Below are 15,223 nucleotides of genomic sequence, written 5' to 3'. Positions count from 1 at the left end.
GTTGACTGGAGTCGCAGGGTTTCTTGACGATCCGTGCACTCACGGGCAGCAGTCCCGCTGGACGCATGAAGGTCAAAAACTAGCCATTCAGGGCAAGTGAAACGATTAACCTACTCCGGAGTTGGTTCATAACCGGTGCCGTAGTGAGTACGGATGGCACCATCTGAGCCCATGGACCCAGGCACATCCCGAGCACCGACCCTCGGCGACGTCGCGCGGCGGGCGGGCGTGTCGACCGCCACCGTGTCCTTCGTGCTCAACGGCCGCGCCGAGGGGCGGGTTTCGGCCGCCACCCAGGTCCGGGTGCAGGAGGCCGTCGACGCCCTGGGCTACGTCACCCACGCGCACGCGCGGGCGCTGCGCAACGGCCGGGGCGACCTGGTGATCCTCGCGCTGGGCGAGTCCGCGCTCACCCGCTCGATCACCCGCGGGTTCACCGCGTTCGTCCGGCGCCTGGCCGCGGCGGGCTTCACCGTGGCGATGGGCGGCCAAGCCCCGGACAAGGCCAAGAAGTGGGCCGAGTTGCGGCCCGCCGCGGTGGTCGTCCCGGTCTCGACTCTGACCGAGAAGATCGTGGAGACGGTCCGGCGCGGCGGCGGCACGGTGATCGGCGTCGGCCGGGTCGCCTCCGAGCTGGCTCCGACGGTGGTGCTGGACGACGGGCCGATCGGCCGCGCCGCGGCGGCGGAGCTCGTCGCGCGCGGACGCGGGAACCTGGTCGCGCTGGTGCCGTCCGGCATCGCCGAGGACGACCTCGCCGCGAACCGCCTCACCGGCATTCGCGAGGCCGCCGCGGGCGTCCGGCCGGTGCCGATGGACCCCACCCCGGCCGACGCGGCGCGGGTGGTCGACCAGTTGCTGCGGTCGGACCCGCCGGACGGCGTGGTCGGCACCTCCGACGTGCTCGCCGGACTGGTGCTGGGCGCGCTGCTCGACCGGGGGGTCGCCGTGCCCGGCGAGGTCGCGGTGGTCGGCATCGACGACGAGCCGCTGTGCGAGATGGTCCGGCCCCGGCTGACCTCGGTCGGCTACGACGCCGCGGACGCGGGCGCGGCGCTGGCCGCCCCGGTGCTCGCCGCCATCGCCGACGAGTGGGACCCCGCGCTGGCCACGCTTTCCCGGCGGCCCCTGCTGCGGCGGCGGGAGACCTGACGATCGACGATCACCGGCGGGCGGCACTGAATCGAGGGTGTGACGACCACGCCATCCGGGTACGTCACCAGTGAACGGACCAAGAGACCAAGGGCACGAGCACAAGGGGATGTTCCCATGTGGATGGCACTGGCCCTCCCGCTACTGCTGATGTTGGCCGCGATCGGGATGCAGCGCCTGGAACCCAGGGTGATCAGTCCGTTTCCGCCGACGAGCGAGGACCCGCTGCAGCAGCCGATGGAGCCCATGGAGAAGCACGGCTTCCCGCGCGCCGCGATACCCGCGCGCCGCTGAGCCCGCCGTGCCATTGAGCCGCCGTGTCGTGATTGTCCGGTAGCCGGGGGAAGTTCTCCTAAGGGACTGTAAGTTCGAGCGTGAAGTCCTTGTCGCCCCGGGACGTGCGCCCCACTGTAATCCCGATCACCGTCGATCGGTCGAGGAGTGGGACATGGCCCTGCGGCAGGAAATCCGAGCACCCGGTAGTGAGCGCCGAGTCGTCTCGAACATCGCGAAAGGCTCCATCGGCAATCTGATCGAGTGGTACGACTGGTACGCCTACACGGCGTTCTCGATCTATTTCGCCGCGACCTTCTTCCCCGCGGGCGACCAGACCGCGCAATGGCTCAACACCGCGGCCGTGTTCGCGGTCGGGTTCCTGATGCGCCCGCTCGGCGGGTGGCTGCTCGGCCGGTTCGCCGACCAGTTCGGCAGGCGGCGGGCGCTGACGCTGTCGGTGACCCTGATGGCGCTGGGGTCGCTGATGATCGCGCTGACCCCGGGCTACGAGACGATCGGCGTGCTGGCGCCGATCGTGCTGGTGCTGGCCCGGCTGTTGCAGGGGCTCTCCGTCGGCGGGGAATACGCGACCTCGGCGACCTATTTGTCGGAAATGGCTTCCAGCGGCAAACGGGGGTTCTATTCCAGCTTCCAATACGTGACGCTCACCGCGGGCCAGCTCACCGCGCTCGGTCTGCAGATCGTGTTGCAGCAGGTCCTTTCCGAGCAGCAGATGGCGTCGTGGGGCTGGCGGATCGCGTTCGCCGTCGGCGCGCTCGGCGCGCTGGTGGTGATGCGGCTGCGACGCACCATGGACGAGTCGGCTAGCTTCGAGCGCGAGTCCGCGGACGGCGCGAAGTCGCGCGGGACGCTGCGCGCGCTCTTGCGGCATCCCAAGGCGTGCTTGGTGGTCGTCGGCCTCACCATCGGCGGCACGGTGGCGTTCTACACCTACACGACCTACCTGCAGAAGTTCATGGTGAACACCAGCGGCATCCCCAAGGGCACGGTCGCCTGGATCAACTTCCTCGCCCTGGTCCTGTTCGTGGTCATCCAGCCGGTCGCGGGCGCGCTGTCCGACCGGGTCGGGCGCAGGCCGCTGCTGATCGGGTTCGGTCTGCTCGGCGCGCTGCTCACCGTGCCGCTGATGACGATCCTCGCGGGCACCAGCGACCCGGTGGGGGCGTTCGCGGTGATGGTCGTGCTGCTGGTCATCGTCACCGGGTACACCTCGATCAGCGCGATCGTGAAGGCGGAGCTGTTCCCCACCGGCATCAGGGCGCTCGGCGTCGGCCTGCCCTACGCGCTCACCGTGGCGATCTTCGGCGGCACGACCGAACTCGTCGCGCTCTCGCTGAAGCAGGCCGGGCACGAGACCCTGTTCTTCTACTATGTGGCCGGGTGCGTGCTGGTGTCGCTGGTGGTCTACTTCGTCATGGGCGAGACCTCGGACGACTCGCCGCTGGAAGAGCGGGACTGAGGATGCGGGTGCTGCTGGTCGAGGACGACGACGGGGTCGCGGGCGCGGTCAGCGAGGTGCTGGGCGCGCACGGGCACCCGGTGGAGCGGGTCACCCGGGGCGCGGACGCGCTGATCCGCCACCGCGACGCGGATCTGGTCCTGCTCGACTTGGGGCTGCCCGACATCGACGGCCTGGATGTGCTGCGCAGGCTGCGAAAACTCGCGCAGACCCCGGTGGTGGTGCTCACCGCGCGCGGGGACGAGCGCACGGTGGTGCGCGGGCTGCGGCTGGGCGCGGACGACTACCTGGTCAAACCGGTGCGGATGATCGAGTTGCTGGCCCGGATCGAGGCGGTCACCCGCCGGGCGGTCGCGAGCGCGGGCGGGCGGCCCGGGGTGGTCGAGGTCGAGGACGTCTCGATCGACCTGGGGGCCCGGCGGGTCGCGGTGGCCGGGACGGCGATCGAGCTGACCACCAAGGAGTTCGACATCATGGCGGTGCTGGCCAGGCACCCGGGCGCCGCGGTGAGCAGGCAGCAACTGCTGGACGAAGTGTGGGGCGACGCGTACCTGGCCGTGTCCCGGTCGCTGGACGTGCACCTGGCGCAGCTGCGCGCCAAGCTCGGCAGGCCGGGGCTGCTGCACACCATCCGCGGGTTCGGCTTCCGCCTGGGCACCTGACGTGCGGCGCCGCCTGCTGTTGGTCCTGCTCGGGCTTTCCCTCGCGGCGCTGACCGGGTTCGCCGTGCCGCTGCTGGCCAGCACCTCGGCCGAGCGGACCCAGCGGTTCGCGATCTCGCGGACGGCCGACATCGACCGGTTCGCCGAACTCGCCGGGAGCAGCCGGGACCGGCTGGCCGCGGAGGTGCGGGCCTATGTCGAGCTGTACCGGGACGCGGTGGTCGTCGTGGACGCCCGGCACACCCCGCTGGTCGAGGCCGGGCTGCGCGCCGAGGACCCCTCGGCGCGGGCCGCCCTGGACGCGGCGCTGCGCAACCAGCCCGCCGCGCCGCCCGCCGACCTGCGGCCGTGGTCGTCGGGGACGATGCTGTTCGCCCGCCCGATCGGCAGCGGCACCCGGGTGAGCGGCGCGGTCCTGATCCGCGCTTCGGTCGACCGGGCGGCGGCGGACGTGGCGGCGCAGTGGAGCCTGATCCTTTCCGGCGCGCTGGCGGTCGCCGCCGCCTTCGTCGCCTTGGCGCTGCTGGTGGCCCGGTGGGTGCTGCGGCCGGTGGCCGAGCTGGACCGCGCGGTCCGGGCGGTGGGCGCGGGCGAGCAGGGCGCGCACGTCACCAGGGAACTGGGCCCGCCGGAGCTGCGCGGTCTGGCCGGGTCGGTCAACCGGATGTCGGACGCGGTGGCCGAGTCCGAGCGGCGGCAGCGGGCGCTGGTGGCGGACACCTCGCACCAGCTGCGCAATCCGCTGGCGGCGCTGCGGCTGCGGATGGATTCCCTCGCGGGATGGGTCGAGCCGCGCGGGCAGGGCACCTACGCGTCGATGGTCGCGGAGCTGGAGCGGCTGGAATCGTTGCTGGACGGCATGTTGGCCCTCGCCTCGGCCGACACCGCGGCGACCGAACTCGCCGCTGGGCACGGTCCGGAGACCTCATGCGAGGCCCGGTCCGTTGTGGCGGACCGGATCGACGCCTGGTCGGCCGCCGCCGCCGACTCGGGCGTTGAACTGTCCATAGTGGAATCCCGTAGTTCGGTTCCGGTGGCGTGCGCGGATTCCGAGCTGGCCCAGGTGCTGGACGCCGTGCTGGACAACGCCGTCAAGTACGCGGCGGGCAGCGCGGTCACCGTGTCGGTCGAGGCCGAGAGCGGGCGGGCGCGGATCACGGTGGCCGACACCGGCCCCGGGGTCGCCGAGACCGACCTGCCCAACCTCACGTCCCGCTTCTGGCGCGTGCCCAGCGGAAAACCCGGCTCAGGACTCGGCCTGGCCATCGCCGACCGCCTGGTCACCGCCCGCGGCGGCGGCCTGGTCCTCCGGCGGGGCGAGCCGACCGGGCTGACCGTCGTGGTCGACTTGCCAGGAGGGCCGAATGACCGAGACAACACTGAAGGAAACGCAGGAGCCGGTCACGACGCGGGTTCCCGGTCGCGGCGCTGATCGACGCCGGACTTTCCCCGAAGGAGCGGAATGAGCCTGTCACGACGGGGCTTTCTGGTCGCGGCGGCGCTGGTCGGGGCCGGGTGCGGCGCGGGTGGCCCCGAGGGGGCGGTGCGGGTGGCCGCGGGTGAGCCGGGCGGGTTCTATGTCGAGTTCGCCGGGCTGCTCGCCGCCGAGATCACCAGGGCGGAACCTGGGCTGCGCGCCGGGGTGGTGGAGACGGCGGGCAGTGTGCAGAACCTCCAGCGGGTGAGCGACGGCCACGCCGACCTGGCGCTGACCCTGGCCGACGCCCTCGACGTGGCGCGGTCGGGCGGCAAGCCGTTCCGGGCGGCGCTGCCGCTGCGGGCGCTGGGGCGGGTGTATGAGAACTACATGCAGGTGGTCGTGCGCGCCGACAGCCCGGTGCGCGCGCTCGGCGACTTGGCGGGCCACCGGATCTCGCTGGGGGCGGCGGGGTCCGGGGCGGCGCTGTTCGGGTCGCGGCTGCTGGCCACCGCGGGGGTCGCGGTCGTGGCCGATCACCGGCCGCTGGCCGAGGCCGCCCGCGCTCTGCGGGACGGGCGGGTCGAGGCGCTGCTGTGGTCCGGCGGGGTTCCGACCCCGGCGCTGGCCGACCTCGACGCCGCGGTGGGCATCCGGCTGCTCGACCTCGGCGGCCAAGTCGCCGGGCTGCGCGCCGCACACGGCGCGGTCTACGACCAGGTGGTCGTTCCGGAAGGCACCTACCGCTCAACCGCCGACACGATGACGGTCGGGGTGGCGAACCTGCTGGTCCCCTCCCCCACCCTGCCCGACGACGTCGTGCGCGCCGTGGTCCGCGTGCTGGCCACCCGCGCGGACCGCCTCGTGCCCCAGCAGGCGGTCGGCACCCAGTACCTCGACGTTCGCGCCCTGATCGACACCGGCTCCGCCCCACTGCACCCGGCCGCCGCCGAGACCTACCGGGACCTGCACGGCTGAACAGCCGCAGCCGCACGATCACACCAACGCCGACCCTGGTGGCGCCTCCACGGCCGGATGGTCAGTGGGCAGGCATCCAGGCGGTCACCGCCCGCGCCGCCACCACCGGCGGCGGGGCGTGACGGGCGCGGGCAGCTCTGGTTCCGGCTCGGGCCGGGTTGCCCGCCAGCCGTCCACAATGGCCTCTTCAGCCACGAGCGGGACGTGGAACGGCTCGGTGCCCGACCGCATCCACGCCCTGACCCGGTCGTTGAGTTCCTCGACCACGGCGCGAACCTGGTCCTCGGAGCGCAGCGGCCGAACCAGGTCGGGAAGGCGCTCGATCTCCTTGCGCAGTCGCAGCGGCTCCGGCAGCAGCGGGTCGGCGGACAGCCCCTCGCGGCGGAGGAAGCCGGTCAGCCACTGCTCCGTGGTGTCCGCGTCGAGGTTCGCCAACGGCTTTCCCGCGCCGGGCAGGTTGTCCAACTCGCCTTGGGCAGTGGCGTGGCGGATCTGCGACTCCACCCACGTCTCCATCGACATGCCCGGCGGCTTGCGTTTCGTCATCGTCGACCCCCGTCTCGCGCTTGGTCCCATGATACGACCAAAGCCGGGTCGCGAGACACGACGAGGTGGGAGCGGCGTGTGACGCCACGCCACTCCCACCTATCGCTCAGCGGTCAGTCATCCATCATTCGCAGATGAGGAGCGAGAGGGTGCTGTCGCAATTGAGCAGGCTGCCATTGCTGAAGTCAGGCGCTCCGGGCGCGCCCTCGTGGTCGTCGACAGCCAGTTCTTGAAGTTCCAGCACACTGTTCATCGCACTCTCCTTACTCGGTGTTGTCGCGCCGGGTCCGGGTGGAACCGGCGTTCACGAGGCAGGCGTGAGTCGCATACCTGCCGGGCGGGGAGTCTCGCTGAGGAACGGCAGCACCCGCACCCCGCCGCGGATCGCCGCGGTGACCGCGAGCAACACCCCGGCCCCACCGGTGGCCACGTCCATCGACAGTCGCAGCAACCGGTTGCCCGGGAAGGTGATCCGTCCGTTGTGGACAATGGCGTGCCAGGACAGCCGGGCCAGGTGCCGCCGCATCCCCGCGGCCAGTCGCGGGTCATCATCGCGGGCTGTCGCCGCGGCCAGGACTGCCAGTTGCCCTGCCCGGCCGTAGCACAGTCCCGGCTGGACCACGAACTCGCCGAGCAACGCCTGGTGCAGGTCCGGCAACCGCTCGACGCACCGCGCGTTCGGCAGGTGCTCGGCCAGTTCACCGGCGACCACGGCCACACCGGCACTGCCCACACCCAGATACGGCAGCGAACGGCCGCCGTCTCGCACTTGCAGCGCACCGTCCTCAGTGGACACACACTCGGCCAGATCACGCAGCAGCGCGCGATCGGCCAAGCCCAGCCAGGCTCGATCGCCGGTGCGCTGGTAGAGCCGGACGAACAGCAGAGCGGGCCCGGACCAGCCGTGCAGCAGCCCGGCCGCCCCCTTCGCGCCGGGGCCGGGCGCGTGCCCCAGCGCGTCGGCCAGCCGCGCGCCGATCCGCGTCGCGGTGGCCGCGTGGTCCTCGTCCTGCCAGGATTCGGCCAGGGACAACAGGTTCAGCCCGATACCGGCCAGACCCGCGGCCAGGCTGTGGTCGGTGATCCGGGGCAGGGCCGGGGCGAACTCGGCCACCAGGGCGCCCGCCGCCTCGCGGTGGCCGAATCCGGCCAGGACATGAGCGACGCCGTGCGCGCCGTCCAGGAACCCCGCCTGGCGGGGCGGCTGCCGCCGCACCGCGTCCAGCAGCCACTGTTCGCACCCCTCGAACCGGCCGAAGCCACAGGCTTCCAGCGCGTAGAGCACCCCGGCCGCGCCGTGGCCGAAGCCCGCCCCGCCCATCCGGAAGGTCGCGATGTCGCCAGGAAACAAGCGGTCAGGCCGGTGCGGGGTGGCCGAGGCCACGATGGCCTCGGCCATCGAGTCGCACACCGCGGCCCAGTCCGGGTCAGGACGGTCCAGCGCGCTTCGCCTGCGCGGGGACGGGGCATCGGCCGCGCGCAGGACAGCGCGGATCTCGTCGGTGTAGCCGGGCGGCACCGGGAACCGCGCGGCCACCGTGTCCAGGTAGCCGTCCAGTTTGCCGCTGTCCAGGGTGAGCATGACGTTCAGCGGCAGGAACAGCCACAGCCGCAGCGCGGCCAGCGCGTAGTCGTCGATCGCGACACCGCCGCGGTCCGCGGGCGCGGCGAACCCGGGCGCGGCCAGCGCGGGCCGTCGCGCCTCCCGCACGTCCCCGGCAAGCTCGAAGTCGATCAGCGACACGGTGTCGTCGTCGTCCACCAGCAGGTTGTGCGGGTGCAGGTCGCCGAACACCACGCCGCGCCCATGCAGGTCCCCGAGCAGCCGCCGCACCTGGTCGACCACCCCCAGCGCGCGCCCTGTGTACCGGGCAAGGTCCGCGTCGGTCACCGCACTCCAGGTCAGCGGGTAGTTCCCCGCGAGCCACTTGCCCAGTGGCCTGCCCGGCATCTTCTCCATCGCCAGAAACCGGTGCTCGCCATAGGTGAGCAGGTCGTGGGCCGCGGGCACGCCCGCGACGCCCGCCAGGCGCCGCAACGTCTCCCACTCCCGTTCCAGGCGGGCGACCGCGTCGGTCCCGTCCCGGTCCAGCCCGGCCAGCGGCCGCGCTTCCTTGAGCACCACCTCGGCGCCGTCCGCCAGCCGCTCGGCCAGATACACCCCGCCCCCGTTGGAGAAGTGCAGCGCGCCGCGCACCCGGTACGGAAACTCCGTCGCATCGTCGGCGTCGCGCGCGGCCAGATGCGGGACCAGACACTCGGGCAGCTCCACCCAGTCCGGCACGTGGAACCCCGGCCGCCGTCGATCCGGCGCCAGCACACCGTCCGGCCGCCGCACCGCGGGCACCAACTCGCCGTGCTCGGTGACCATCGGCTGTTCCAGAAAGCCCCCGTACCGCACATACAACGGACCTGAGCCATAGCGCAGGTCGGACAGGATATAGGGACCGGCTTCCCCGTCGAGCCGCTCGCCGAGTTCGGCCAGCGTGGTGGCGAGTTCGGCCTCGCCCCGGGGGTAGATCGTGACCAGCTTGCCGCTGGATTCACGGGCGGCGTACTTTGAGTTCTTCGACAGGTGTATGTTCCGATTCCGCAGGAACTTGAACGCCACCCCGGCGCCGACGCAATAGTCGCGCACCGTCCGGATCACCCGCGACGCGCTGTCGAGCCCGGCGGAGACGTGGATCTTCCAGCCCTGGCTGGGCAGGTCGCTGTCCGGTGGGCACACGATCTGCCAGGCATCACGCTGGTGCGACACCCAGCCGTCCGGGAGACGCGGCAGTTCGGCGGCGAATGAACTGTCCGCGGGGTTCGCACTCGCAGGCACGTCGAAGAACACCGGGTCGACAAGGCAGTATTCCTCGTAGTCTGCTGTCATGGGGAGAAAAAAACCCTTCCGACATCGCTCTTACGTCCGCCTTGCATCACCTCGAACAATTCAAGCATTCCAGGGGAAAGACATGCCGTTAACCGCCATCGGAGTGGCGTGATCCGCGATCAGGATCACCCTCCGCGTTTTGTCAAAAGTCGCCAACAATCTCGCGCGACCGGTGATCTCGCCTGGTGAGGCGGACGAGGAAAGCTACGGTTGAATGCGCAAGCATATTCAACCACACACGTGATTAGACCATTCGTAGTAGTAATGATACTTCAAACGGGCCATTCGCCGCCTTAAGCGAGTGCCTCTCGCGCCCCGGTGCGCTCGCGTTCCACGGCCTGGTAGAGCGCCTTGATGTTGGCGCTGCCGAAGGTCAGCGCGCCCAGCCGCTCGATCACCTCGAAGAAGATCGTGCGCCGTGAGTGGGTGGTCTGGGTGAAGATCTGGAACAGCTCGCCCTCGTTGTCCTGGTCCACCAACACGTTCAGCTCGCGCAGCACGTCGACGGGCACCGCGACGTGCGCGAAGCGCTCGGCGAGCGTGTCGTAGTACGCCGAGGGGGTGCTGAGGAATCCGACGCCGCGGGCGGACAGGGTGCGCACGGCGGTGGCGATGTCGTCGGTGCGGAACGCCAGGTGCTGCACGCCGGGACCGGAGTGCGCGGCCAGGAAGTCGTCGATCTGGCCGGGCAGGGCGGTGGTGTCCGGTTCCAGCAGGGTCAGCGTGACCGCGCCGGAGACGCTTTGCACCACCTTGGAGTTCATCGCCTGGCCGCCGACCTCGATATGCTCCTCGAAGATCTCCTTGAAGCCCAGCACTTGCTCGTAGTAGCGGACCGTGGGCTCCAGTTGGCCCGCCTCGACGCAGGCGGCCACATGGTCGATGGCGAGCAGCAGGTCCAGCGGGTCGTCCCCGTCGTCGCCGTCCACTGGTTCAAGCTCGGCCAGCAGGGCGTCGGGCCGGACGAAGGAGTGCGCGACATCGCCGAAACCGGTGATGCGCGTGGGTTCGGACACCGCGGCCTGCTCGGCCACCAGGACCGCGCCGCGCTCGAGCGCCTCGGCCAGCGCGGCGTCCGGGTCGTCGGCGCGCAGCGCGATCGTGGCGAGGCCGTCGCCGTGCCGGGCGACGTACGTCGACGCCGGGTGGGCCGCGCTCCGCCCCTCGGTCACCAGGATGCGGATGTCGCCCTGACCAAGCAGGACACCGCGGCGATCGGGGCGTTCGGCGAGCCGTCCGATGACCCGGAAGCCGTATTCGGCGCGCAGGCGGGCCGCGGTCTGCTCGGCGTCCGCGACATGGAACTCGACATACTCGATGGCGGAAAGGTTCATGGTCAACCCCTGGTGTGCCGGAGTGGGCTGGTCGCGTCGCTGGGTGTGGTGGTGCGGGTCGGTCGGGTGTTCGGGGCAGCGATGGGGAGGCTGAGGTTGTGGTGGCCGCGGAAGGTGAACGAGTTCGACAGCGCGGCGCGGACCGCGCCGACCCGCACCCACCGAGCACGTGGTGGAACAGGCGGCCCGGGTCGCCGGGATCGCGGGCGGGCGGCAGAACTCCGGCGTGCGTCGCCCGGCGGCGAGGTGCCCTGCGCGCTCACACAGTCCACATCGGACCACGCCGATCCGGCAGCGAAAGTTGCCTTGCGCATCACCGCTTCCACACCCACGCCATCCGAGAGGACCGCCGTCGGGCAACAGACATCGATAGTTGCCTTGCGCATCACCGCTTCCACACCCACGCCATCGGGCAGGACCGCCGTCGGGCAACAGACATCGATAGTTGCCTTGCGCGATACCGTTTCCACGCCCATGCCATCGGGCGGGGGCGTGGGCGGGTAGCAGATGTCGGTCGTGCCGCCGCTCCCGAGCGACCCGGCGTGGGCAGCCGCGCCGCGCGCGTCGGCGAAATCCGCGCGTTCGACCACCAGCACCCCTGCCCCCTCGCCAAGTACGAAACCGTTGCGGCACTTGTCAAATCGTCCGCACGCCGAGGTCGGGTCGGCGCACCGGCCCCGGGCGAGCGCCCATGCGTTGGCGAACGCGGCGGCCACCGTCAGGTGCAGCGCGGTGTCGCTGCCGCCGCACACCACGGCATCGGCTTCCCCCGCGCGAACGGGCCGCGGCGCCTTGGCGATGGACCGCGCACCCGCCGCGCAGGCCGTGGTGATACGCCCACTGTACCCGCGAATCCCCTGCCGTATCGCGATTCTGGCCGCGGCCATCGCGGCAGGTGTGCCGGGCAACAGATGCGGACTCGCCCTCCGCCCGCCGTGCTCCCTGCGCAAAGTGGAGAAGTTCCCATGGGTCAGCGATCCGCCGCCGCGGGTGGGCCCGACCACAGCCACCCGATCGTGGGTCACGTCGACGCCAACGGAGATCCGCGCGTCGGCGATACCCCCGATGTCGGGCAGGCCGTCCACCGGTGGCGCGGTGACCACGCGGGTGCACCCGCCGCGGGGGCGCAGGCCAACTGTCGCGGCGACCAGCGGGATGAATGCGGACATCACCTTCACCGACCGGGTGTCCGAGGCAGACCCCGGCCACCGCGCCGAGGCGAGCACGGTCAGCGCCGACTGTTCCGTGTGGTCGACCAGCGCGGCGGTGTTCACGGCGCGCCGACGAGCAGTGCGCTGTCGACCCAGTAGACGGCGTTCAGAGTGCGGGCGCGCGGCCGCTCCACCGGCTCCACGCCCGGGCCCGGATGCGGGCGATCCGGGTCTTCCGGCGGCGGCCACGACCCGGTCCGCTTGGCCTGCCGTGATCACCGTGCTTGCGTCGGACACCACTGTGTTAGCCGCCACACCCGCGCCCGCGCAGGTCTTGGGTGTCTCGCAGAGGCCGGTCCGGTTGGTGATTTCCCTGTCTAGGGAAGTGTTTTCCCCGTCGGCGTGAGCGGCGGGCAGCGTGGCCACGCCGGACAGCGACGGCGACAATCGCGATGCGACAGTCCCACCACCGGCCAGCCCAGCCGCACGCGGGACGCGTTCGCGGTCGGCGACCGGTTCGCGCGATGCGGCGCGATCATTCGGGCGGTCGAACCGACCGCGAGCCTCGGCCAGGTCGCCGTCGAGCAGGACCTCGGCAACCCATTTTCGATGCGCACCGACCGTGCCGACTTCGGAAACCCGGGTGCGCTTCATCGCCGACCCTTCGCGTCGATTGCCACGCCGAATGCCGTATGAGCTGCCGATCACCACCCTGACAGACAGAAACAATTACACAGTGAGCAGCGCCCGTCAAGGTCACCCAGACGGACTAATACGGTCCGCACGGACGAACGCCGGCCGCCCCAACTTGCTGTCTGTGAAGAGGATTAACCCGCGCGAGCGGTGACAGCGCGCACATGAAAGGGTGTCCGAAAAGCGCTCTCCGTAACCGATTCCCAAGTTGTTTTCGACAGCGACTCTGGTGCCTGCGGAATTCGGCGCTATCCTTCCGCCGAATGGCTCACCACGGATGACGGGGGTCCAATGATGAAACCGGTGCGGGTGGCGGACTACGCGGAGTTGGCCAGGGCCGCCCTCCCGGCGCGGGTGTGGGACTACCTGGACGGCGGGTCGGGCGCGGAGTGGACACTGCGGGACAACCGCGCCGCGTTCGAGCGGATCACGTTGCGGACCAGGGTGTTGACCGACGTCGCGACCTGCGACTCGCGAACCACCGTGCTCGGCGCCGCGCTGGCCGCGCCGATCGGCGTGGCCCCGATGGCCTACCACCGGCTGGCCCACGACGACGGCGAGCGGGCCACCGCGGCGGCGGCGGGCGCGCACGGGATGCTGTTCGTGGTGAGCATGTTCGCCAGCGCGAGCTACGCCGACATCGCCAACGCCGCGACCGGTCCACTGTGGACACAGTTGTACTGGCTGCGCGACCGCGCCGCCCTGCTCGATGTGGTGCGCCGGGCCGAGGACGCCGGGATCTCCGCGCTCGTGCTGACCGTCGACGCGCCCAGGATCGCCCGCAGGCCCCGCGACCTGCGCAACGCCTTCACCGTGCCCGCCGACGTCCGCGCGGTCAACCTCGACGCCCCGGTGATGGCCACCAGCCACGTCGCAGAGGACGGCACCTCCGCCATCGAACGCCACTCCCGCGAGCGGTTCGACCCGTCGTTGACCTGGGCCGAACTGGCATGGCTGCGGGAGCGCAGCGCGCTTCCCCTGGCCCTCAAGGGAATCCTCACCGCCGAGGACGCCGAGCTGGCGGTGGCGCACGGCGTCGACGCGATCGTGGTCTCCAACCACGGCGGCAGGCAGCTCGACGGCGTGCCCGCGGCCGTCGACGCCCTCCCCGAGGTGGCCGACCAGGTGGCGGGCCGCGTCCCCGTCCTGGTCGACGGCGGCGTCCGCACCGGCGCCGACGTGCTCAAGGCCGTCGCCCTCGGCGCGAGCGCGGTGCTCGTCGGCCGCCCGGTGCTCTGGGGCCTGGCCCACGCGGGCGCGGAGGGCGCCGCCGACGTGCTCGCCATCCTGCGCGAGGAACTGGCGGAGGCGATGGCCCTCACCGGCCGTCCGACCCTCGCCGACATCGACCGCTCGGTCCTCGCTGTCCCCCGGCCGAGGACGCGCTGAGAACCGGCGCGGCCTCTCGACCAGCCGTCCGGCTCGGCATGGTGGCGGAACAGGCGGATCTGGTCGCGGGGGCCACCGTCGAGGTGGATCAGCCCTGTCCGGCCATCACCTCGGCGTGCACCTCCGGGTGGCGCGCGGCGAGATGGGCGAGGATCGCGCCGATCGGGGTGCCGTAGTTCTCCTGGTTGATCGTGCGGCCCCACACCTGCACCGCGCCGTTGACGATGGTCTGGAAACCGCGGTGCAGCGCGGCGACGTGCCAGGCGTCGTCGCAGATGGCCGAGCCGGACGACCCGCCCGCGGTGTCGGTCAGGTAGCTGAGCCGGTCCGGGGAGCCGCTGACGACGAAGTTGTTGCGGAATCCCAGCCGCATCGGGTGCCCGCCGGGATGCTGCAGCACGTTCACCCGCTCGCTCAGCTCGCGGTCCGGCGTCCGGACGATGGGGTTGGCCCGCAGCCGCAGCGGCGGCCGGGGCGAGTCGTCCTCGGCCAGCCGCAGGATCGCGAAGTCCAGGTCCGTGTCGTGGGCGAGGCAGCCGACGGCCGCGGTGCTGTGGCCGGTGGCGTCGGCGCTGTAGTAGTCGAACAGCGCCGTGGCCGACGCGCCCTGGAGCGCGAAGTCGGCCTCGCTCGCCCGCGGCTCCCTGGGCGAGCGGGCGTTGACCACGTGGTGGTTGGTGACGAGCAGCCGCGGCGCGATCATCCAGCCGGTGCCCAGGACGACGTCCGGCGCGTTGCCCGCCAGGGTCGCGGGCATCCCGTTGAAATGCCGCTGCACGACCAGTTTCGCCACCGACCGGGACACCGCCGCCCCGGTGTGCAGGAACCCGACGTCGAGGGTGTCGTCCTCGGCGATCACGACTTCCAGCGCGCCCCGGTCGTCGAGCATCGATTCGACGTCCGGCACCGCGGCGGCAGGCTCGTCGACGGGCGATGTCGTCGGCGGCGCGTCACCGTCGACGGAGGCGATCTCCAGGGCCCGGCGGAACACCATCTCCTCCGGCCGTCCCGCCGCCAGCAGGACCGCGTTGTCCAGCCACTGCAACAGCGGCACCTGACCGGAAAGCAGGACGCGGGTGCAGTTCATCCGGCTGGTCAGCGTCATCAGCTTGGCCACGCCCTGCCCGCCCTGCATGGCGCTGGCCACGAACGCGGGCGGGATGCCGCTGGTGAGCGCGGCCAGCATCCCGTCGTCGGCGAAGCCCAGCTCGATCGCGGCGTGCTGGACCTCCTTGAGCGCGCTCGGGGTGAGATGGGCGAATGTCAT

General features: G+C 71.5%; 14 protein-coding genes. 8 read left to right on the top strand and 6 right to left on the bottom strand.

Annotated elements, in window-relative coordinates; translation table 11 throughout:
• The first annotated feature begins 171 nt into the window (after window positions 1-171).
• The 6 genes from BLS56_RS16115 (at window position 172) to BLS56_RS16095 (ending at window position 5,965) form a co-directional block, all read left to right on the top strand.
• On the top strand, window positions 172-1,152 hold the full coding sequence (locus BLS56_RS16115) for a LacI family DNA-binding transcriptional regulator (protein WP_175482864.1): 981 nt from the start codon (window positions 172-174) through the stop codon (window positions 1,150-1,152).
• 117 nt (window positions 1,153-1,269) lie between these two features.
• Window positions 1,270-1,446 (top strand): hypothetical protein, encoded by a 177-nt coding sequence (locus tag BLS56_RS31445; protein ID WP_175482863.1) that lies wholly within the window; start codon window positions 1,270-1,272, stop codon window positions 1,444-1,446.
• 154 nt (window positions 1,447-1,600) lie between these two features.
• A complete protein-coding gene (locus tag BLS56_RS16110) occupies window positions 1,601-2,908 on the top strand; it encodes an MFS transporter (protein WP_091451214.1) in 1,308 nt (435 codons plus the stop codon).
• Window positions 2,909-2,910: 2 nt separating this feature from the next.
• The gene (locus BLS56_RS16105; RefSeq protein WP_175482862.1) at window positions 2,911-3,570 is read left to right on the top strand and encodes a response regulator transcription factor; all 660 of its coding nucleotides are present in this window, start codon (window positions 2,911-2,913) and stop codon (window positions 3,568-3,570) included.
• 1 nt (window position 3,571) lies between these two features.
• Window positions 3,572-5,002 carry a sensor histidine kinase gene (locus BLS56_RS16100; RefSeq protein WP_091451211.1) on the top strand — a complete coding sequence of 477 codons (1,431 nt, stop codon included), beginning with the start codon at window positions 3,572-3,574 and terminating at the stop codon, window positions 5,000-5,002.
• A gap of 30 nt (window positions 5,003-5,032) precedes the next feature.
• Complete coding sequence (locus BLS56_RS16095) at window positions 5,033-5,965, top strand: TAXI family TRAP transporter solute-binding subunit (RefSeq protein WP_091451209.1); 933 nt, start codon at window positions 5,033-5,035, stop codon at window positions 5,963-5,965.
• 84 nt (window positions 5,966-6,049) lie between these two features.
• Here the strand turns inward: BLS56_RS16095 and BLS56_RS16090 are convergent, their stop codons facing one another.
• The 5 genes from BLS56_RS16090 to BLS56_RS16070 all read right to left on the bottom strand — a co-directional run bounded on the left by BLS56_RS16090 (window position 6,050) and on the right by BLS56_RS16070 (window position 11,997).
• Window positions 6,050-6,511 carry a DnaJ family domain-containing protein gene (locus tag BLS56_RS16090; RefSeq protein ID WP_091451204.1) on the bottom strand — a complete coding sequence of 154 codons (462 nt, stop codon included), beginning with the start codon at window positions 6,509-6,511 and terminating at the stop codon, window positions 6,050-6,052.
• 124 nt (window positions 6,512-6,635) lie between these two features.
• Window positions 6,636-6,764: a SapB/AmfS family lanthipeptide gene (locus BLS56_RS16085; protein WP_094030678.1), complete on the bottom strand. Its 129-nt coding sequence runs from the start codon at window positions 6,762-6,764 to the stop codon at window positions 6,636-6,638.
• Window positions 6,765-6,815: 51 nt separating this feature from the next.
• Entirely contained in the window at window positions 6,816-9,389 is a 2,574-nt protein-coding gene (lanKC, locus tag BLS56_RS16080; protein WP_091451200.1) for a class III lanthionine synthetase LanKC, read from the bottom strand.
• 293 nt (window positions 9,390-9,682) lie between these two features.
• Complete coding sequence (gene hppD / locus BLS56_RS16075) at window positions 9,683-10,723, bottom strand: 4-hydroxyphenylpyruvate dioxygenase (protein WP_091451198.1); 1,041 nt, start codon at window positions 10,721-10,723, stop codon at window positions 9,683-9,685.
• A 2-nt stretch (window positions 10,724-10,725) separates the two neighbouring features.
• Window positions 10,726-11,997 carry a beta-ketoacyl synthase N-terminal-like domain-containing protein gene (locus tag BLS56_RS16070; protein WP_175482861.1) on the bottom strand — a complete coding sequence of 424 codons (1,272 nt, stop codon included), beginning with the start codon at window positions 11,995-11,997 and terminating at the stop codon, window positions 10,726-10,728.
• Between the two features lie 279 nt (window positions 11,998-12,276).
• On the opposite strand from BLS56_RS16070, the gene BLS56_RS31440 reads away from it, so the two are divergent.
• Both BLS56_RS31440 and BLS56_RS16065 read left to right on the top strand, forming a co-directional pair.
• Complete coding sequence (locus BLS56_RS31440; RefSeq protein ID WP_175482860.1) at window positions 12,277-12,570, top strand: hypothetical protein; 294 nt, start codon at window positions 12,277-12,279, stop codon at window positions 12,568-12,570.
• A gap of 288 nt (window positions 12,571-12,858) precedes the next feature.
• Window positions 12,859-13,956, top strand: coding sequence for an alpha-hydroxy acid oxidase (locus BLS56_RS16065; RefSeq protein WP_228771675.1), 1,098 nt, complete (start codon window positions 12,859-12,861; stop codon window positions 13,954-13,956).
• A gap of 88 nt (window positions 13,957-14,044) precedes the next feature.
• Here the strand turns inward: BLS56_RS16065 and BLS56_RS16060 are convergent, their stop codons facing one another.
• Entirely contained in the window at window positions 14,045-15,223 is a 1,179-nt protein-coding gene (locus BLS56_RS16060; protein ID WP_091451193.1) for a trypsin-like peptidase domain-containing protein, read from the bottom strand.

The sequence above is a fragment of the Actinokineospora iranica genome (genome assembly GCF_900101685.1).
Classification (GTDB): Bacteria; Actinomycetota; Actinomycetes; order Mycobacteriales; family Pseudonocardiaceae; genus Actinokineospora; species Actinokineospora iranica.
Note: the sequence above shows the minus strand (reverse complement) of the source record. Positions and strands in the feature narration are given on the sequence as shown.

Bases quoted from the DNA above. Each gene is read 5' to 3' on its own strand.
- BLS56_RS31445 (WP_175482863.1), top strand. From the start codon at position 1,270: ATGTGGATGGCACTGGCCCTCCCGCTACTGCTGATGTTGGCCGCGATC.
- BLS56_RS16095 (WP_091451209.1), top strand. From the start codon at position 5,033: ATGAGCCTGTCACGACGGGGCTTTCTGGTCGCGGCGGCGCTGGTCGGG.
- BLS56_RS16090 (WP_091451204.1), bottom strand. From the start codon at position 6,511: ATGACGAAACGCAAGCCGCCGGGCATGTCGATGGAGACGTGGGTGGAG.
- BLS56_RS16060 (WP_091451193.1), bottom strand. From the start codon at position 15,223: ATGACATTCGCCCATCTCACCCCGAGCGCGCTCAAGGAGGTCCAGCAC.
- BLS56_RS16065 (WP_228771675.1), top strand. From the start codon at position 12,859: ATGATGAAACCGGTGCGGGTGGCGGACTACGCGGAGTTGGCCAGGGCC.
- BLS56_RS16115 (WP_175482864.1), top strand. From the start codon at position 172: ATGGACCCAGGCACATCCCGAGCACCGACCCTCGGCGACGTCGCGCGG.
- BLS56_RS16110 (WP_091451214.1), top strand. From the start codon at position 1,601: ATGGCCCTGCGGCAGGAAATCCGAGCACCCGGTAGTGAGCGCCGAGTC.
- hppD (WP_091451198.1), bottom strand. From the start codon at position 10,723: ATGAACCTTTCCGCCATCGAGTATGTCGAGTTCCATGTCGCGGACGCC.
- BLS56_RS16105 (WP_175482862.1), top strand. From the start codon at position 2,911: ATGCGGGTGCTGCTGGTCGAGGACGACGACGGGGTCGCGGGCGCGGTC.
- BLS56_RS16085 (WP_094030678.1), bottom strand. From the start codon at position 6,764: ATGAACAGTGTGCTGGAACTTCAAGAACTGGCTGTCGACGACCACGAG.
- lanKC (WP_091451200.1), bottom strand. From the start codon at position 9,389: ATGACAGCAGACTACGAGGAATACTGCCTTGTCGACCCGGTGTTCTTC.